This is a genomic window from Pseudomonas fluorescens, assembly GCF_000967965.1.
Classification (GTDB): domain Bacteria; phylum Pseudomonadota; class Gammaproteobacteria; order Pseudomonadales; family Pseudomonadaceae; genus Aquipseudomonas; species Aquipseudomonas grandcourensis.
In genome coordinates, this window is sequence record NZ_LACC01000016.1 from 65,629 (window position 1) to 82,367 (window position 16,739).

Annotated in this window: 15 protein-coding genes; 9 read left to right on the forward strand and 6 right to left on the reverse strand. The window is 59.7% G+C overall.

Translation table 11 applies throughout. From position 1 onward, the window contains the following. Positions 1-16: 16 nt before the first annotated feature. From VC35_RS13670 to VC35_RS28400, 6 genes are all read left to right on the forward strand, one after another. A complete protein-coding gene (locus VC35_RS13670) occupies positions 17-742 on the forward strand; it encodes a MotA/TolQ/ExbB proton channel family protein (RefSeq protein WP_046040742.1) in 726 nt (241 codons plus the stop codon). A 1-nt stretch (position 743) separates the two neighbouring features. Continuing rightward, complete coding sequence (locus VC35_RS13675) at positions 744-1,145, forward strand: ExbD/TolR family protein (protein ID WP_046040743.1); 402 nt, start codon at positions 744-746, stop codon at positions 1,143-1,145. Between the two features lie 201 nt (positions 1,146-1,346). Then, positions 1,347-1,928: an alpha/beta hydrolase gene (locus tag VC35_RS13680; RefSeq protein WP_046040744.1), complete on the forward strand. Its 582-nt coding sequence runs from the start codon at positions 1,347-1,349 to the stop codon at positions 1,926-1,928. 55 nt (positions 1,929-1,983) lie between these two features. Next, complete coding sequence (locus VC35_RS13685) at positions 1,984-2,916, forward strand: sigma 54-interacting transcriptional regulator (protein ID WP_046040745.1); 933 nt, start codon at positions 1,984-1,986, stop codon at positions 2,914-2,916. Positions 2,917-3,078: 162 nt separating this feature from the next. Continuing rightward, complete coding sequence (locus VC35_RS13690) at positions 3,079-3,861, forward strand: MetQ/NlpA family ABC transporter substrate-binding protein (RefSeq protein WP_046040746.1); 783 nt, start codon at positions 3,079-3,081, stop codon at positions 3,859-3,861. 574 nt (positions 3,862-4,435) lie between these two features. Beyond that, positions 4,436-5,596: an RHS repeat-associated core domain-containing protein gene (locus VC35_RS28400; protein ID WP_052960562.1), complete on the forward strand. Its 1,161-nt coding sequence runs from the start codon at positions 4,436-4,438 to the stop codon at positions 5,594-5,596. Between the two features lie 35 nt (positions 5,597-5,631). Here VC35_RS28400 and VC35_RS13700 read toward each other — a convergent pair whose 3' ends face one another. Then, positions 5,632-6,828, reverse strand: coding sequence for an AAA family ATPase (locus tag VC35_RS13700; protein WP_046040747.1), 1,197 nt, complete (start codon positions 6,826-6,828; stop codon positions 5,632-5,634). A 179-nt stretch (positions 6,829-7,007) separates the two neighbouring features. On the opposite strand from VC35_RS13700, the gene VC35_RS13705 reads away from it, so the two are divergent. From VC35_RS13705 to VC35_RS13715, 3 genes are read left to right on the forward strand one after another with little or no spacing between them, the layout of a single operon-like run. Next, positions 7,008-8,111 carry an efflux RND transporter periplasmic adaptor subunit gene (locus VC35_RS13705; protein WP_046040748.1) on the forward strand — a complete coding sequence of 368 codons (1,104 nt, stop codon included), beginning with the start codon at positions 7,008-7,010 and terminating at the stop codon, positions 8,109-8,111. Beyond that, positions 8,108-9,172 carry an efflux RND transporter periplasmic adaptor subunit gene (locus VC35_RS13710; protein ID WP_046040749.1) on the forward strand — a complete coding sequence of 355 codons (1,065 nt, stop codon included), beginning with the start codon at positions 8,108-8,110 and terminating at the stop codon, positions 9,170-9,172. The genes VC35_RS13705 and VC35_RS13710 overlap by 4 nt, the downstream gene beginning before the upstream one ends. After that, positions 9,169-12,219: an efflux RND transporter permease subunit gene (locus tag VC35_RS13715; RefSeq protein WP_046040751.1), complete on the forward strand. Its 3,051-nt coding sequence runs from the start codon at positions 9,169-9,171 to the stop codon at positions 12,217-12,219. The genes VC35_RS13710 and VC35_RS13715 overlap by 4 nt, the downstream gene beginning before the upstream one ends. A gap of 117 nt (positions 12,220-12,336) precedes the next feature. On the opposite strand, the gene VC35_RS13720 is transcribed toward VC35_RS13715, so the two are convergent. The 5 genes from VC35_RS13720 to VC35_RS13740 form a co-directional block, all read right to left on the reverse strand. Beyond that, positions 12,337-12,966: a class I SAM-dependent methyltransferase gene (locus tag VC35_RS13720; RefSeq protein WP_046040753.1), complete on the reverse strand. Its 630-nt coding sequence runs from the start codon at positions 12,964-12,966 to the stop codon at positions 12,337-12,339. A gap of 185 nt (positions 12,967-13,151) precedes the next feature. Further along, entirely contained in the window at positions 13,152-13,508 is a 357-nt protein-coding gene (locus VC35_RS13725; RefSeq protein ID WP_046040755.1) for a DUF6124 family protein, read from the reverse strand. Positions 13,509-14,034: 526 nt separating this feature from the next. Continuing rightward, positions 14,035-14,679, reverse strand: coding sequence for a methionine ABC transporter permease (locus VC35_RS13730; RefSeq protein WP_046040756.1), 645 nt, complete (start codon positions 14,677-14,679; stop codon positions 14,035-14,037). Next, a complete protein-coding gene (locus VC35_RS13735; RefSeq protein WP_046040757.1) occupies positions 14,669-15,790 on the reverse strand; it encodes a methionine ABC transporter ATP-binding protein in 1,122 nt (373 codons plus the stop codon). Before VC35_RS13735 ends, VC35_RS13730 begins: the two co-directional genes overlap by 11 nt. Positions 15,791-15,792: 2 nt before the next feature. Further along, positions 15,793-16,602 (reverse strand): MetQ/NlpA family ABC transporter substrate-binding protein, encoded by an 810-nt coding sequence (locus VC35_RS13740; protein WP_046040758.1) that lies wholly within the window; start codon positions 16,600-16,602, stop codon positions 15,793-15,795. Positions 16,603-16,739: the final 137 nt, after the last annotated feature.

Genomic DNA, 16,739 nt, shown 5'->3' on the forward strand with positions numbered 1-16,739 from the left:
ACACGAGGAATACACCATGACGTTACTGGCATCTCCACTTGAATCCATCGAAAGCGCGGTGATCTGGCTGCTGGTGGTTTTTTCCGTCGCGACCTGGGGGCTGGCATTGACCAAGGGCGTGCAGTTCGCTCGCCTCAAGGCACAGGATCGAAAGTTTCATCAACTGTTCTGGGCCGCTTCGAGCCTCGACTCGGCGGCGGAACTGAGCGAAACCCGGCCCGGCGCGGCAGCCCGGGTTGCACAGGCCGGTTATGCGGCAATCCAGGTGGGCGAGACGCCACAGGCGGCGGACTTGAGCCAGGCGATCAACCATCAGGATCGTCTGGAGCGTGCCTTGCGTCAGCAGATCGTGCGTGAGCGCCGGTCGCTGGAAACCGGGTTGGCGGTGGTCGCGAGTATTGGCAGCACCTCGCCGTTCATTGGTTTGTTCGGCACGGTGTGGGGAATCATGGAAGCGTTGAAAGGCATCAGCGCGGCGGGCTCGGCAAGCCTTGAAACGGTCGCTGGGCCGATTGGCGCGGCACTGGTCGCCACCGGCGTAGGGATCGCCGTCGCGGTGCCGGCGGTGCTGGTTTACAACTATTTTTTGCGTCGTTTGAAACTGACGGCGGCGGACCTGGATGACTTCGCCCACGACTTCTACAGCCTGGCGCAGAAGAGTTCGTTCCGTGTGCTGATCCACCCGACGGTGCACAAGGCGACAGCCCAGGGCAATGCGCAGAAAGTGAAGGAGGCGTCCTGATATGGCCTTCTCCACGCAAGACACTGATGAGGTGCTCAGCGAGATCAACGTGACGCCGCTGGTGGATGTGATGCTGGTGTTGCTGGTGGTGTTCATCGTCACCGCACCGCTGCTGACCAACGCCATTCCGATCAACCTGCCAAAGACCGAAGCGGTGGCGCCGGTGGAGCAGAAAGACCCGTTGGTGGTGAGCATCGACGGTGCCGGCAAACTGTTTATCAACAAGGACGAGATACAAGCGGACTTGCTGGAGTTCAACCTCAAGTCGGCGAAGGCCAAGGACCCCGAGGTGCGTGTGCAGTTGCAGGCGGACGATGGGGTGAATTACGGCGAAGTGGCGCGGGCCATGGCGTCGATCGAGCGAGCAGGGATTACCAAGTTGTCGGTGATTACTGCGCGTTAACAGATTTTCGTTTTCCGGGGCCGTCTCCTTGGCAGGGTGCGGCCCTTTTTTTGCCTCGATTTCAGCAGCACCACTAATCCAGCAGGTTATGCGTTATATATTCAATATAGGTCTTAATAAATAGCTTCTTATTCCTTAACGAATATAAATCCTCTCCCTATACTCGACCGGGAACAGACACGCAGCAGGAGAGCTCCCCCCATGCGCAACGAATCAATTCGCTACCTGATTGTGCCGGGCTGGCAAGGATCGCCAGAAGATCATTGGCAAAGCCACTGGCAGAACAGCCTGCCGAACAGCGCACGGGTGGAACAGGCCGACTGGCTGACGCCGCGCCGTGAAGACTGGGTCGCGGCGCTGGCCGAGGCGATTGCCGCCGACAGCACGCCGGTGATTCTCATTGCCCACAGCCTGGGTTGCATCACCGTCGCCCATTGGGCAGCGAGCGCCCCGGTGCAGTTTTTGCGTCAAGTGCGCGGCGCCTTGCTCGTCGCGCCGGCAGACGTCGAACGCCCGGCCTGCGCGCCGGCTTTGCGCAACTTCGCGCCGATTCCGACGGATCTGCTGCCATTCCCCAGCCAGATCGTCAGCTCCGACAACGACAGCGCCGTCAGTGCACCGCGGGCCCTGGAGCTGGCGCGTAACTGGGGCGCCGAGGCGGGGATTCTGGCGGGGGCAGGGCATATCAACGTGAAGTCCGGTCATCAGCGTTGGGAGCAGGGTTTTGCCTATCTCTATCGCCTGCAAAACCGCATGGAACACCACGCCCTGCGCCGCGCTTGAACACTTTTTTTATTTAACGCCCCCGTCTCCCGGCGGTTTTGGGCGGGAGTCTGCCATGAGCTTTGAAACCTTCGGCCAGCCACTGCTGACCTTTCCCGATGCCGAAAAAAGTCCCCTGAGCATTCGCGCCAAGGCGCTGGTGTTTGTCGATCCACGGTCACGGCAATTACGTGAAGACCTCGAACAACTGGCCACGCGTTCAGTGTCAGTGCTTATCCGTGGCGAAACCGGCACCGGCAAGGAATTGTTGGCCCGCCATATCCACCGCGCCAGTGATCGCGGCGGGTTGTTCGTGTCGGTCAACTGCGGCGCCATCAGCCCGACCTACGCCGACGCCGAGTTGTTTGGCTATGCGGCGGGCAGCTACAGCGGCTCGGCGAGCAGCCGCGCCGGGTGGTTCGGTTCGGCCAACGGCGGCACGCTGTACCTGGACGAAATCGGCGATTTGCCGCTGCCGATCCAGATCAAATTGCTCGCCGCGCTGGAAAACCACGAAGTCACCCGCGTCGGTGCCCAGCAGCCGAGCCCGGTGGATGTGCGTCTTGTGGCGGCCACCAGCATCGATCTGGCCCAGGCGGTTGCCGCCGGAAAATTCAATGAACGGCTCTATCACTACCTCAGCGAAGGCCAGCTCGAACTGCCGGCACTGCGCGAACGCACGGGTGACATCCTGTCGCTGGCCGAATACTTCCTCGGGATCTACAGCCAGCGCCTCGACTTGCCAGTGCCGCTGATCAGCGAAGCGGCGCAGCTTGTACTGGAACGCCACAGTTGGCCGGGCAATACCCGGGAACTGGAAAACATCATTCACTTTGCGCTGCTGGTGAGTACGGGCGACGAGATTTTGCCGGAGCATCTGAACCTGGCGGAGCCCTCGATTTCACTCGAAAAAATCGAGCAACACATTGTTTATACAAGCAAAAATGGTACTGCCAGCGAGCGTTCGGCACTGAAACGCCTGCTGGAAAGCCTGACGCAGACGCTTTAACGCGCTGTATGAACAAAATGGAATATGAAGCTGAATAAACGTTATTGTTCGGGAATAAAAAATCCCGGTATTGTCCGCTTCACGCCAGCGATAGCACTTCACTGGCACTCTCATATTCAAGCCGTCGCCACAAGCGACTGTGATTTTCGATAAGGACACTGCATGAAAAAGGTTCTGTTGTTCACCGCACTGGCGGCTGCCCTGACCACGGGCCTGGCCCAGGCTGGCGAGAAACTGGTGGTTGCCGCGACCCCGGTGCCACACGCCGAGATTCTCGAGCTGATCAAGCCAACCCTCGCCAAAGAAGGCGTGGACCTGGAAATCAAAGTGTTCACCGACTACGTTCAACCGAACGTTCAGGTCGACCAGAAGCGTCTGGACGCCAACTACTTCCAGACCCTGCCGTACCTGAAGAGCTTCAACGAAGGCAAAGGCACTCACTTGGAAACCGTGATCGGTGTTCACGTTGAACCCTTCGGTGGCTACTCGAAGAAAGTCAAAACCCTGGCTGAGCTGAAAGACGGCGCGACCATCGCCATCCCGAACGAAGGCAGCAACAGCGGCCGTGCCCTGATCCTGCTGCAGAAGGCTGGCCTGATCGAGTTGAAAGACCCGAAAAACGCCCTGGCCACGCCGAAAGACATCGCCAAGAACCCGCACAACTTCAAGTTCAAGGAACTTGAGTCCGCGATGTTGCCGCGCGTGCTGGATCAGGTCGACCTGGACATGATCAACACCAACTACGCGCTGGAAGCGGGTTTGAACCCGGCTAAAGACGCTCTGGTGATCGAAGGTGCCGATTCGCCTTACGTGAACTTCCTGGTGGCCCGTCCGGACAACAAGGACAGCGTAGCCATCCAGAAACTGGCCAAGGCCCTGACCAGCCCGGAAGTGAAAGCCTTCATCGAGAAAAAGTACAGCGGCGCGGTACTGCCTGCGTTCTGATTCGCGAAGTAAACCCCTTCAAGGTTTCAAACGCCGACGGCTGATTTAGCGTCGGCGTTTTTTTATGTGTATCCCTGCGGCGAGGGCGCTTTTGTGGCGAGGGAGCTCGCTCCCGTTCGGCTACGCAGCAGTCGCAAATACCGGCAAAGCGGTGTGTCTGGAAGAGTCTGATCGCAGGTTTTGGGGTTGCTCCGCAACCCAGCGGGAGCAAGCTCCCTCGCCACAAAAAAACAATCCAGAGCCTGCTGAAAACCTTCAGGCCGGCTTGGCCTTCAAGGCCTTGCGCAACGCCATCAAGATTTTCAGAATTTCCTGCGGATCCAGCCGTTGCGGCGGTTGTACGTCTGTCATGTTCTCGTCCTTGTGAGGTTTGGCCGGGAGTCTGGCCAAAAGTGGTTCGTCCTTGGAGCGGCGTTTTGAAAAAAAGATCCTTCCTGCGGCGCAATGGAAAGTAGCTGTCCTCTCTTGTCTGGGCAAACCCGGGCGTCAGTTTTCTCTCGGCACTAACAGTTCTGCTAGGTGCCGACGCATTCAAGCGGGTGCAAACTGCTTCCCTCGCCGGGAGTTGACCCTCATGAGCGCATTGACTCGCCCCCTCAATCGCTACCGCTATGATGCCCTTGACCGGCTGGTCGAGTTGGAGCCGTTGGAGCTGGAAAAGCTGACCCGGTTCTATCGCGGCGAACATCTGGTGACGCAACTGAAAGGTCAGGATGGGTACTGTGTGCTTCAACACGACAGGCAACTGCTGGCAGTGCAATCGTTTGACGGCGCCGAGCGCAACAGCCAGTTGCTGGTCACCGATCAGCAACGTTCGGCATTGCAGATGGCCGGACCTGACGGAGTTGTGCTTCAGGTCTACGCGCCCTACGGTCATCGGCGGGTCGAAAGTGGTACCGGCGGTTTGCTCGGATTCACCGGCGAAGTGGTCGATCCGGCCACCGGCCATTACCTGCTGGGCAACGGGCATCGGGCGTTCAACCCGGTGCTGATGCGCTTCAACAGCCCGGACAGTTTGAGCCCGTTTGGTCGGGGTGGGTTGAATCCGTATGCGTATTGTTTAGGCGATCCGGTGAACTTCAGTGATCCGACGGGGCGGTTCGTCAATGTGCTCAAAATATTCACCAGCACAGGAGGCCTGTTCAGCTCGCTCCTCACTTTGAAGCCTTCTGTGTCTTTTAAAGTCGCCAACAAGGCTTTGGCGAATGGAGCCGTATTTCGAGCAAGTCCTAAGCAAATCGTTGGTGCAATGGCCTCCGCTACCGGCGGAATCATGGGTGTAGGAGTGGCTGCGACAGGCTTGGCGAGTACCATCATTGCCGCGGTTGATCCTGAATCTCCGTTGATCACACCGTTGGCTTTTGTATCTGCAGCACTGGTGACCGGTGCTGTTCTGGGCAAGGCAGGTTCGGCCTGGGTTGCGCTCGATCCAAAAGCCATCGCTGGGTTAAAAGCACTGGGTGAAAAACAATCAGGTGTGAAAGGTATCGCCGTATCCAGGAGCTCAAGGCCCTCGAACATTTTGTTGCCGCGAAATTATGAGCCATCAGCACCGGATCCATCACAGTTCACACCAGCGGCTAACGCGCCGCCACTGGACTTGTTTGATGAAAGACCTTTTAACTGGATGACACCAGAGATCGATGCTGCGTTGAGAAATCTTGGTGGTGAAGCATCATTATTTAAGTTCGGTTCGTCGCGGCGTAGTTCTATAAGCAGTATTCGCAGCACTTAGCTCTGTAAATCCTGCTTGCGGAGGTTTGCTTGACTTCACTCCGGCCAATACCAAGCCGGCTCATCCAGCATCCGCTGTCCGACAATCCCGGTCTGCCCGAGATTCCTCTCCAACACGATGCAATTGCACTCCGGGTCTTCCTGCAACGCCGAAATCAAGCGCCGGGCATGGGACACCACCCACACCTGGCACTGCTCGGACGCGCGGATGATCAAGCGCGCCAGCGCCGGCAGCAGATCCGGGTGAAGGCTGGTTTCCGGTTCGTTCAGCACCATCAGCGTCGGCGGCCGTGGCGTCAGCAGCGCCGCGACCAACAGCAGGTAACGCAAGGTTCCGTCCGACAACTCGGCGGCCGACAGCGGCCGCAACAAACCTTCCTGAAAGAACTCGATGGCGAAACGTCCACCCGGCAGTGGTTCGATGTTCAGTCGTGCGCCGGGGAAGGCATCACTGATCGCCGCCCACAATGCCTCGGGGTCGCCAATTTCGATGATCGTCTGCAAGGCTGCCGCCAGGTCGCGCCCGTCGTGGTGCAGCACCGGCGTGCGGGTGCCCAGTTGAGGTTGCCGCACCGGGGCGTCGGCATCGCTGCGAAAGTGATCGTAGAAGCGCCAGCGGCGGATGAACTCGCGCATCTCCAGTACTTCCGGCGAACCGCGCAGGCTGCCGACCTGATCGAACAGGCTGTCGAAAGTCGGTGTGTGCTGCGCCAATACATCCCACTTGCGATCGGCGCGGGCACGGATCATCGGACCGTCACGATCGACCAGCAGACTGGCCGGGCGATAGAACGCTCCGGCCCACAGGCATTCGCGCTTGATCTGCGGGTCGAGGCTGAAATAAGACGGGATGGGCGAGCTGCGCCCGGGCAGCATGAAATGGCCATTGGAGTCGGGCAGGCCGAGGCTGATCGAGTAACCGAAGTCGTCACTGGCAAACCCCAATCGCAGGCGTTTGACGCCCTGGCGCACGGTGGGCTCGATGGCGACTTCGCCGGTGCGCATGCGCCGGGAGATGTTTTCCGGCCCGGCCCAGAAGGTCGAGTCCAGGCCACCTTCACGGGCCAGGGCATTGACCACGCCGCCGTGGGCAGTTTCCGCCAGCAGGCGCAGCGCACGGTACAGGTTGGACTTGCCGCTGCCGTTGGGACCCGTGATCAGATTCAGCCGGCCCAGCGGGATCACCAGTTTGTTGATCGAGCGGTAATTGGCCACGGCGAGAGTCTGGAGCATGTGAATTCCTGAAGCGGTATGAAACGAGTCGGCCATTGTCGGGTACGTGAAGGCGTCTATGGCAAGTGTTTTAGGCTGAACCCGCTTCGAATTTTTTCTTCATAAGACGCTCGTGCAAGGTTCCCATCCTGTTCTAAGCTCTCTGTCGTGTTGTACATGAAAAAGGCCAAGGAGTTTGCATGGTGGTTCCGGGATTGAAAGTAGTAATGGCCTTGAGTGTCGTCACCCTGCTGACGGCTTGCGACGAGAAAAAACCCGTGCAGGAATACCTGCCACGGGTGTTCGTGCAAGTCGTCAAACCGGCGGATTACGCGGCTTCGGTCACCCTCACCGGTGATATCCAGGCGCGGATACAGACGGAGCTGTCTTTTCGTGTGGGTGGCAAGATCATCCAGCGTTCGGTTGACGTCGGTGATCGAGTGACAGCCAAGCAAGTGCTGGCCCGGCTCGACCCGAAGGATTTGCAGACCAGTGTCGATTCGGCCCAGGCGCAAGTCGTCGCCGAACAGGCGCGGGTGACCCAGAGTGCGGCGGCGTTCGTGCGTCAGCAAAAATTGCTGCCCAAGGGTTACACCAGCCAGAGTGAATACGACTCGGCCCAGGCAGCCTTGCACAGTAGTCAGAGTGCCTTGAGCGCTGCCCAGGCGCAGTTGGCCAATGCCAAGGATCAGCTGAGCTATACGGCACTGATCGCCGATGCACCGGGAATCATTACCGAGCGTCAGGCCGAAGTCGGCCAGGTGGTGCAGGCGACCATGCCGGTCTTCAGCCTGGCCCGTGACGGCGACCGGGATGCGGTGTTCAACGTCTATGAATCACTGCTGGCCGAGAAGCCGAAAGATCAAACCATCGTCCTGAGCCTGCTCGACAACCCGGCGATCAAGACCACTGGCACCGTGCGCGAAGTCACCCCCTCGGTGTCGGCGCAATCCGGAACCGTGCAGGTCAAGGTCGGCCTCGACAAACTGCCCGACGGCATGCAGTTGGGATCGGTGGTGAGTGCCACGGCCAGGGGATCGGGCAAGTCGGCCATCGAGTTGCCGTGGTCGGCGCTGACCAAAAACATCAGTGAGCCTGCTGTGTGGATTGTCGACGACAAGGGCAAGGCCCAATTGCATTCGGTCACGGTCAGCCGCTACCTGACCGGCAAGGTCATCATCAGCGACGGGTTGAAGGACGGGGACAAAGTCATCATCGCGGGCGGACAACTCTTGCACCCGGACATGGAAGTCGAAATTGCCGAAAATACTTACAAGGATCTGACGTGGGGAGCCAAGCCATGAAGCCTTTATGGGCGTTGTCCATCGGGCTGGTGCTGAGCGCCTGTTCCAAAAGCGAACCGCCGCCAGCGCCGGTACGGCCGGTGCTGTCGATCAAGGTCCAGACCTTGAACGAAGAGGACCTGGGCCGCTTCGCCGGCAGCATCCAGGCGCGCTATGAAACCGATACCGGCTTCCGTGTGGGCGGGCGAATCGCCAGCCGTAACGTCGATGTCGGCACCGAGGTGGAGAAGGGTACGCTGCTTGCCACCCTCGATCCTTCCGACCAGCAGAACCAATTGCGCTCGGCCCAGGGCGATCTGTCGAAAATCCAGGCGCAACTGATCAACGCCAAGGCCACGGCCCAGCGTCAGCAAGCCTTGTTTGACCGCGGGGTTGGCGCGCAAGCGCAACTCGACGAGGCCAACACCGACCTGAAAACCACCCAGGCCTCACTCGATCAGGCCCGGGCGGCCGTCAACCAGAGCAAGGACCAACTGGGCTACACCGAGCTGCGCGCCGACCATAAAGCCGTGGTCACCCAGTGGAGCGCCGAGGCCGGGCAAGTGGTGTCGGCCGGTCAGCAAGTGGTGACCCTGGCGCAACCGGACATCAAGGAAGCGGTGATCGACCTGCCCGATACGCTGGTCGATCAACTGCCCAGCGATGTGGTGTTCCTGGTCGCTGCGCAACTTGATCCAAGCATCAACACCACCGCCATCATCCGTGAGATCGAGCCCAAGGCTCAAAGCGCCACACGCACCCGTCGCGCCCGCTTGACCCTGGCCGAAACGCCGCCCGGCTTTCGCTTGGGTACGGCCATCAGCGTCTCCCTGAGCTCGGCGATCAAGCCGCGTATCGAGTTGCCGGTCACCGCGCTGCAGGAGGTCGATGGCAAGCCACGCATCTGGGTGATTGATGCACAAAGTAAAACCGTCTCCCCCCGTGACGTCACCGTGATCAGCCGCACCGACAGCACTGTGGTGCTGGCCGACGGCGTGAAGAACGGCGAGCGGGTGGTCAGTGCCGGTGTGAACAGCCTCAAACCGGGGCAACAAGTGAAAATCGACGAGGACAGTCAATGAAAGGGCCTTTCAACCTCTCGGAATGGGCCCTCAAGCATCAGTCGTTCATCTGGTATCTGATGTTCGTCGCATTGCTGATGGGTGTGTTCTCGTACTTCAACCTGGGGCGCGAAGAAGACCCTTCGTTCACCATCAAAACCATGGTGATCCAGAGCAAATGGCCGGGGGCGACCCAGGAGGAAACCCTCAAGCAGATCACCGACCGGATCGAGAAAAAGCTCGAAGAGCTCGACTCCCTCGACTATGTAAAAAGCTACACGCGCCCCGGTGAATCCACGGTGTACGTGTACCTGCGCGACACCACCAGCTCCAAGGACATCCCGGAGATCTGGTATCAGGTACGCAAGAAGATCAACGACATCAAATACCAGTTCCCGCAAGGCATACAGGGGCCGTCGTTCAACGACGAGTTCGGCGACGTCTTCGGCTCGATCTACGCTTTCACCGCCGACGGCTTGACCCTGCGTCAGTTGCGCGACTACGTGGAACAGGCGCGCATGGAAATTCGCGGCGTGCCGGGGTTAGGCAAGATCGAGATGGTTGGCCAGCAGGACGAAGTGCTGTACCTGAACTTCTCCACACGCAAACTCGCAGCGCTGGGCATCGATGAGCGTCAGGTGGTGCAGAGCCTGCAATCTCAGAACGCCGTGACCCCGGCGGGTGTGATCGAGGCCGGGCCGGAGCGGATTTCGGTGCGCACTTCAGGGAAGTTCGCTTCGGAGAAAGACCTGGCCGAGGTCAACCTCAAGCTCAACGACCGCTACTATCGTCTGGCCGACATTGCCGAAATCAGTCGCGGTTATGTCGATCCGGCCTCGCCGGAATTCCGCTACAACGGCAAGCAGGCCATCGGCCTGGCGATTGCCATGCAGACGGGTGGCAACGTCCAGGCATTCGGCAAGGCCTTGCACGCCCGTATGGACCAGTTGACCGCCGACCTGCCGGTGGGTGTCGGCATTTACAACGTCTCCGACCAGGCCGTGGTGGTGGAAGAGGCCGTCGGCGGCTTTACCAGTGCCTTGTTCGAGGCGGTGGTGATCGTGCTGCTGGTCAGCTTCGTCAGCCTTGGCGTGCGCGCCGGGCTGGTGGTGGCGTGCTCGATCCCGTTGGTGCTGGCGATGGTGTTCGTGTTCATGGAATACAGCGGCATCACCATGCAGCGGATTTCCCTAGGTGCACTGATCATCGCCCTCGGCCTGCTGGTGGACGATGCGATGATCACCGTTGAGATGATGGTCACGCGCCTGGAGTTGGGCGAGACCAAGGAGCAGGCGGCGACCTTCGCCTACACCTCCACGGCGTTCCCGATGCTCACCGGTACGCTGGTGACGGTAGCGGGCTTCGTGCCGATCGGCTTGAACGCCAGCTCCGCCGGTGAGTACACCTACACCCTGTTTGCGGTGATCGCCTGCGCGATGCTGGTGTCATGGGTGGTGGCGGTTCTGTTTGCGCCGGTGATCGGCGTGCACATTCTCAGTGCCAACGTGAAACCCCATGAAGGCGAACCCGGGCGCATCGGCAAGGCGTTCAACGGCGGGCTGCTGTGGTGCATGCGCAATCGCTGGTGGGCCATCGGCATTACGGTGCTGTGTTTTGTGCTGGCGCTGTTCAGCATGCGCTACGTGCAGAACCAGTTCTTCCCGTCTTCGGATCGCCCGGAAATCCTGGTCGACCTGAACCTGCCGCAAAACTCCTCGCTCGACGAAACCCGCCGGGCCGTCGATCGCCTCGAAGCCACGCTCAAGGACGATCCGGACATCGTGCGCTGGAGCACCTACGTCGGTCAGGGCGCGATCCGTTTCTACCTGCCACTGGACCAACAACTGCAAAACCCGTTCTACGCGCAGTTGGTGATCGTCAGCAAAGGCCATACCCGTGAAGCCATGATGCAGAAGCTTCGCGAGCGCTTGCGCAACGACTTCGTCGGCATCGGCGGCTATGTCCAGGCACTGGAAATGGGCCCGCCGGTAGGGCGTCCGATCCAGTACCGGGTCAGCGGCAAGGACATCGACCAGGTGCGCCGACATGCCATCGACCTGGCCACGGAGCTGGACAAGAACCCGCACATTGGCGAGATCATCTACGACTGGAACGAGCCGGGCAAAGTCCTGCGCATCGACATCGCCCAAGACAAGGCGCGGCAACTGGGGCTGTCTTCCGAGGATGTGGCCAACCTGATGAACGGCATCGTCAGCGGCCAGACGGTGACCCAGGTCGATGACGACATTTACCTGATCAACGTGGTCGGTCGCGCGGTGGATTCCGAACGCGGAACGCCGGAAACCCTGCAGAACCTGCAAATCGTCACGCCTAGCGGCACGTCGATTCCATTGCTGGCGTTTGCCACCGTGCGTTACGAACTGGAGCAGCCGTTGGTATGGCGTAGGGATCGCTTGCCGACCATCACCATCAAAGCAGCGATTCGTGACGAGATCCAGCCGACGGACCTGGTGAAAATCCTCAAGCCGTCCATCGACGCTTTCGCTGCCAAGTTGCCGGCGGGCTACAAGGTCGCCACCGGTGGTACGGTGGAGGAAAGCGGCAAGGCCCAGGGGCCGATTGCCAAGGTTGTGCCGCTGATGCTGTTCATGATGGCGACCTTCCTGATGATCCAGCTGCACAGCGTGCAGAAGCTGTTCCTGGTGGCCAGCGTTGCGCCGTTGGGGCTGATCGGCGTGGTGATCGCGCTGGTGCCGACGGGCACGCCTATGGGCTTCGTGGCGATCCTCGGGATTCTGGCGCTGATCGGTATCATCATCCGTAACTCGGTGATCCTGGTGACCCAGATCGAAGAGTACGAGCAGAAGGGCTACGCGCCGTGGGATGCGGTGGTGCAGGCCACCGAGCATCGACGTCGGCCGATCCTGCTGACCGCTGCGGCGGCGAGCATGGGGATGATCCCAATTGCCCGGGAAGTGTTCTGGGGGCCGATGGCCTACGCGATGATCGGCGGGATCGTCATCGCCACCTTGCTGACGCTGCTGTTTTTGCCGGCGCTGTATGTGGCCTGGTACAAGATTCGCGAGCCGAAGAAAGAGGCGCAGTAAGGGCGAGCGCTTCGCGCTCTATTCGCGGGCAAGCCCGCTCCCACAGGTTGACCGAGTTGTTCAGGAAAACTCGGTTCCCTGTAGGAGCGGGCTTGCCCGCGAAGGCGTCGGAACTGGCTACACAGCTTTACGCCAAACACTCGCCAACCAAGGCTGCTGCTCCCGCGGCAGCCCGGCCGGCCGGTAGTAATGCTCCAGCTCCACAAACCCCGCCTCGATCAACAAATGCTGCCAGGCCGCCAGGTCGTGATACGACCCATAACGCGGCCCGTTCCAGCCTTCCTGATTCTCGCCACGGGGATTGGAACTGAACAACACCCCGCCTGGCTTCAGCGTTCCCCACAATTGCTTCAACACCCGTGGTAATTCCTGACGCGGAACATGAAACAGCACCGCGTTGGCAAAGATCCCGTCGAAACGCTCGGCCAGCAGATCAAGCTTCAGGAAGTCCTGCTGCCACACCTCGCAACCGCTGTCCTCACGGGCCATCTGCGCGAACTTTTCCGAACCGTCGAGGCCGACTGCCTTGTGGCCCATATGGGTGAACGTCTGCAGATCGCGTCCAGGCCCGCAGCCAAAATCGAGAATGTCGAAAGGTGCCTCGCCCTGAATGTGCCGCAGCAGGGCATCGATGTTCTGGCTGACGTCGTGATCGCGCGTGCCTTCTCGGAAACTTTCGGCCGTCGAGTTGTAGTGGCCCAGGGTCGTGGTGGTGATCTGTTCGAGGTCGTCGGGTGTTTGCTTCATGGTCGGCTGCGCAGGCAATTTGGATTCACCGAATATACGCCATGGCGTCGGGGGCTGCTGCGCAGCCCATCGCGAGCAGGCTCGCTCCTACAATGATTCGCGTCGTGCATAAATATTGTGTGCACTGAGGATCAACTGTAGGAGCGAGCCTGCTCGCGAAGGCGATATCACTGAAAACAGAAGATTCAGCCCTTTTTCATCCCCAAACACTCAATGGAGTGATCCACCATCGCCTTGGCAATTTCCAGCAAATGCCAGATCGAGTACACCATCGCACGGTCGGCGCCCTTGAGTTGATCGCCACACTGATACGCCGTGACCGAAGCACAGCGCAGCAGGTCGGCGACATAGAGTTGGGTGTCTTCAAAACTCACGTCCTTGCTGACGTTGTAGAAGCGCATTTCATCGGGTGGTGTGGGTTGTTTGCCGGTGAGGTGGAAATCAATGGCGCGGTAAAGCGCGGAACGATCTCTGAGCAAATCATCGGTGACGGTTTCGTTGGTGGGATTTTCGGGAGGCGGATCGGGAACGGATTTTTTCATGAGTGTTGCTCCTATTGCTGCATGGGAGCCATCACTTATCGCCTACTAAACGATTGGGTGGCGGCTGTACGCAGGTTAGTAGGCCGGTCAATAGGAAAACCGGTGCACCCGAAGGTGCCCCACGCACAGCCACCATATTCTGCATGCGGCAAAATTTGCCGGACATGAGCATGGAATCGCTATGCGCCTATTGTTCCGGGCTACTAAACCCGATCACTGATGAGCAGTGACGGACCGAGACTAGCCACCGGATTTGGCAGGCGCAAGCGAGCGAAATGATCTAGGAAATGTCCTGCAAAGGAAAGGGAACAGGCCTGCGGAACGGCTGATTTCCCTGTACGAAAACTTCCCTCTGGAAGTATGTGATCACCTGTGGCGAGGGAGCTTGCTCCCGCTCGATTGCGCAGCAATCGTAAAATCTGTCCCCCGAATTTCACTGACACACCGCACTGAATGGTTTGGGGCTGCTTCGCAGCCCAGCGGGAGCAAGCTCCCTCGCCACAAAAGCATGGTGACCTTCAGCTCGTCAGCGCTTGTTCAACCCCCGCGCCAACCGGTCCCCACCCAACTGAATCACCGCCACCACCGCCACCAGCAACACAATCACCGTCAGCATGATCTGGCTATCAAAGCGCTGATACCCATACCGATAGGCAATGTCCCCCAACCCACCCGCGCCAATCGCCCCGGCCATGGCCGATGAGTTGATCATGGTGACCAAGGTGATGGTGAACCCGCCGACAATCCCTGGCAGCGCTTCCGGCAACAACACATGCCAAACGATGTGCCAACGCCGGCAACCCATGGCTTGCGCTGCTTCTATCAGTCCATGATCGACCTCGCGCAAGCTGACCTCGGCAATGCGTGCAAAGAACGGCGTGGCCGCGATGGTCAGCGGCACTACGGCCGCCCACACGCCGTAGGTGGTGCCGACGATCAATCGGGTGAACGGAATCAGCGCCACCATCAAAATCAGGAACGGAATCGAGCGAAACAGGTTCACGAACGCGCCCAGTGCGCGGTTCAACGCCGGGGCTTCGTAGATGCCGCCCTTGGAGCTGGTGACCAGGATCACCGCCAGCGGAATGCCCGCCAACAGCGCGATCAACGACGACACGCCGACCATCAAGAATGTGTCGATAAAACCCTGCAGCAAGCGATCAAACCACATAGCCCAGTACCTCCACCTGTTGCGCCCAATGGGAGGCGCGTTGACGCAACTCTTCGGCACCGAGAGTCGAGCCGGTCACCGCCAGTAGCAGTTGCCCGAGGGCATGGCCCTGAATCCGTTCCACGCCGCCTTGCAGCAATCGCACACGGCCTCCGAGGGCACTGAACAATGCCGCCAGGTCCGGTTCGTCGCGTTGGCTGCCGGTGAACTGCAAGCGCAGGACCACGGCGGCGTCCGATGACTTTGGCTGCGGCTGCAAACGGCTTTGCAGCTCTTTCGGCAGTGCGTATTGCAACGGTGCCAGCAATGTCTTGCTGACCTCATGCTGCGGATTGCCGAACACTTCCCACACCGGCCCTTGCTCGACGATGCGCCCGTGTTCCAGGACAACCACGCGATCACAGATCTCACGGATCACCGCCATCTCGTGGGTGATTAGCACAATGGTCAGGCCCAGGCGCTGATTGATCTCGCGCAGCAGGCCGAGGATCGACTGCGTGGTCTCCGGGTCCAGCGCTGAAGTGGCTTCGTCGCACAGCAGAATTTCCGGGTCATGCACCAACGCCCTGGCAATGCCCACGCGCTGTTTCTGCCCGCCGGACAACTGCGCCGGGTAAGCCTTGTGCTTGGCCTGCAAACCCACCAGTTCCAGCAGTTCACGGACCTTCTGCTCGCGTTGTTCCTTCGGCACGCCAGCGACTTTCAACGGCAACTCGACGTTCTGCCAAACGGTCTTGGCCGACATCAGGTTGAAGTGCTGGAATATCATGCCGATGCGCCGACGTAGCGCCACAAGGCGGTCTTCGTCGAACTCGCCGATGTCCACTTGATCGATCAGCACCCGACCGCTGCTCGGCTGTTCCAGTCGATTGATGGTGCGGATCAACGACGACTTGCCAGCGCCGCTACGACCGATGATGCCGAACACTTCGCCGCGCTGGATCGCCAGGTCGATGCCGTGCAACGCGGCCACCGGGCCTTGCTGGCCGTTGTAGGTTTTGCCCAGGCCGATGAAGCGAACATGGGCATGGTTCAGTTCGGGATGCAGTTCAGTGTGCTCGGCGCTTTGCGGCTCTGGAATCTCCAGTCGCCGTTGGATGGCGGCGGTCATGTTCAGCTTTCCCAACCGGCTTGATAGAGCTTGCCGTGAGCTTTATCCAGTGCGGCGCGCACAGCGGGTGAGTGCTGGTAGATGTCGACGAACTTGATCAGGCGCGGATCGGTTTTGCTCTTGGGCTGGATCACGAACTGAATCACGTACTCCTTGTGATCGAGGCCGTCGAACAGCAATGCGGCGCCGGCATCGAAGGTTTTCGACAAGCGAATGTAGGCCGGGTAGCCCTGCACCAGATCGGCATCGTCATAGGCGCGTACCAGTTGCACGGCTTCGACCTGGAGGATCTTGATCTTCTTCGGGTTGGCGATGATGTCTTCTTCGGTGGCCTTGTAGCCGACGCCGGGCTTGAGGGTGATCAGGCCGGCCTTGGCCAGCAGCTGCAAGCCACGACCACTGTTGATCGGATCGTTGGCGATGGCCACGCTGGCGCCTTGCGGCAGTTCGTCGAAGCTTTTGTATTTCTTCGAGTAGAGGCCGACGTTGTTGATGATGCCCGGTGCGAACGGCACCAGGTCGAAACCCGACGCAGCCTTGGCGTTTTCCAGGAACGGGATGTGCTGGAAGTAGTTCACGTCGATGTCGCCTGAAGCCAGGCTTACGTTCGGCGCGATCCAGTCGCTGAACTCCACCAGTTCGACTTTCAGGCCTTGTTTGCCAGCTTCTTCAACCGCCGCTTCCAAAGGAATGGCGAAGGCGGCGGTGGTGCCGATTTTCAGCGGTGCGTCGGCGGCGAAGGTCACCGAGCTGAAGAGGCCGAGGGCCAGGGCCAGTGCTTTGACTGGGTGGGAGAAGTAGTTCTTTTTCATGATGAGTTATCCAGTCAATTATCAGTATTGGGTTCACATTTGTGGCGAGGGAGCTTGCTCCCGCTGGGCTGCGAAGCAGCCCTGAAGCATCCGATAAGGTGCGACAGATAAATCGGATCAGCAGATTTTCGACTGCT

Excerpts from the sequence above, each read along its gene's own strand:
- VC35_RS13740 (WP_046040758.1), bottom strand. The coding sequence starts at position 16,602 with ATGAAAAAGAACTACTTCTCCCACCCAGTCAAAGCACTGGCCCTGGCC.
- VC35_RS13675 (WP_046040743.1), top strand. The coding sequence starts at position 744 with ATGGCCTTCTCCACGCAAGACACTGATGAGGTGCTCAGCGAGATCAAC.
- VC35_RS13720 (WP_046040753.1), bottom strand. The coding sequence starts at position 12,966 with ATGAAGCAAACACCCGACGACCTCGAACAGATCACCACCACGACCCTG.
- VC35_RS13670 (WP_046040742.1), top strand. The coding sequence starts at position 17 with ATGACGTTACTGGCATCTCCACTTGAATCCATCGAAAGCGCGGTGATC.
- VC35_RS13730 (WP_046040756.1), bottom strand. The coding sequence starts at position 14,679 with ATGTGGTTTGATCGCTTGCTGCAGGGTTTTATCGACACATTCTTGATG.
- VC35_RS13690 (WP_046040746.1), top strand. The coding sequence starts at position 3,079 with ATGAAAAAGGTTCTGTTGTTCACCGCACTGGCGGCTGCCCTGACCACG.
- VC35_RS13680 (WP_046040744.1), top strand. The coding sequence starts at position 1,347 with ATGCGCAACGAATCAATTCGCTACCTGATTGTGCCGGGCTGGCAAGGA.
- VC35_RS13685 (WP_046040745.1), top strand. The coding sequence starts at position 1,984 with ATGAGCTTTGAAACCTTCGGCCAGCCACTGCTGACCTTTCCCGATGCC.
- VC35_RS13710 (WP_046040749.1), top strand. The coding sequence starts at position 8,108 with ATGAAGCCTTTATGGGCGTTGTCCATCGGGCTGGTGCTGAGCGCCTGT.
- VC35_RS13725 (WP_046040755.1), bottom strand. The coding sequence starts at position 13,508 with ATGAAAAAATCCGTTCCCGATCCGCCTCCCGAAAATCCCACCAACGAA.
- VC35_RS28400 (WP_052960562.1), top strand. The coding sequence starts at position 4,436 with ATGAGCGCATTGACTCGCCCCCTCAATCGCTACCGCTATGATGCCCTT.
- VC35_RS13705 (WP_046040748.1), top strand. The coding sequence starts at position 7,008 with ATGGTGGTTCCGGGATTGAAAGTAGTAATGGCCTTGAGTGTCGTCACC.
- VC35_RS13700 (WP_046040747.1), bottom strand. The coding sequence starts at position 6,828 with ATGCTCCAGACTCTCGCCGTGGCCAATTACCGCTCGATCAACAAACTG.
- VC35_RS13715 (WP_046040751.1), top strand. The coding sequence starts at position 9,169 with ATGAAAGGGCCTTTCAACCTCTCGGAATGGGCCCTCAAGCATCAGTCG.
- VC35_RS13735 (WP_046040757.1), bottom strand. The coding sequence starts at position 15,790 with ATGACCGCCGCCATCCAACGGCGACTGGAGATTCCAGAGCCGCAAAGC.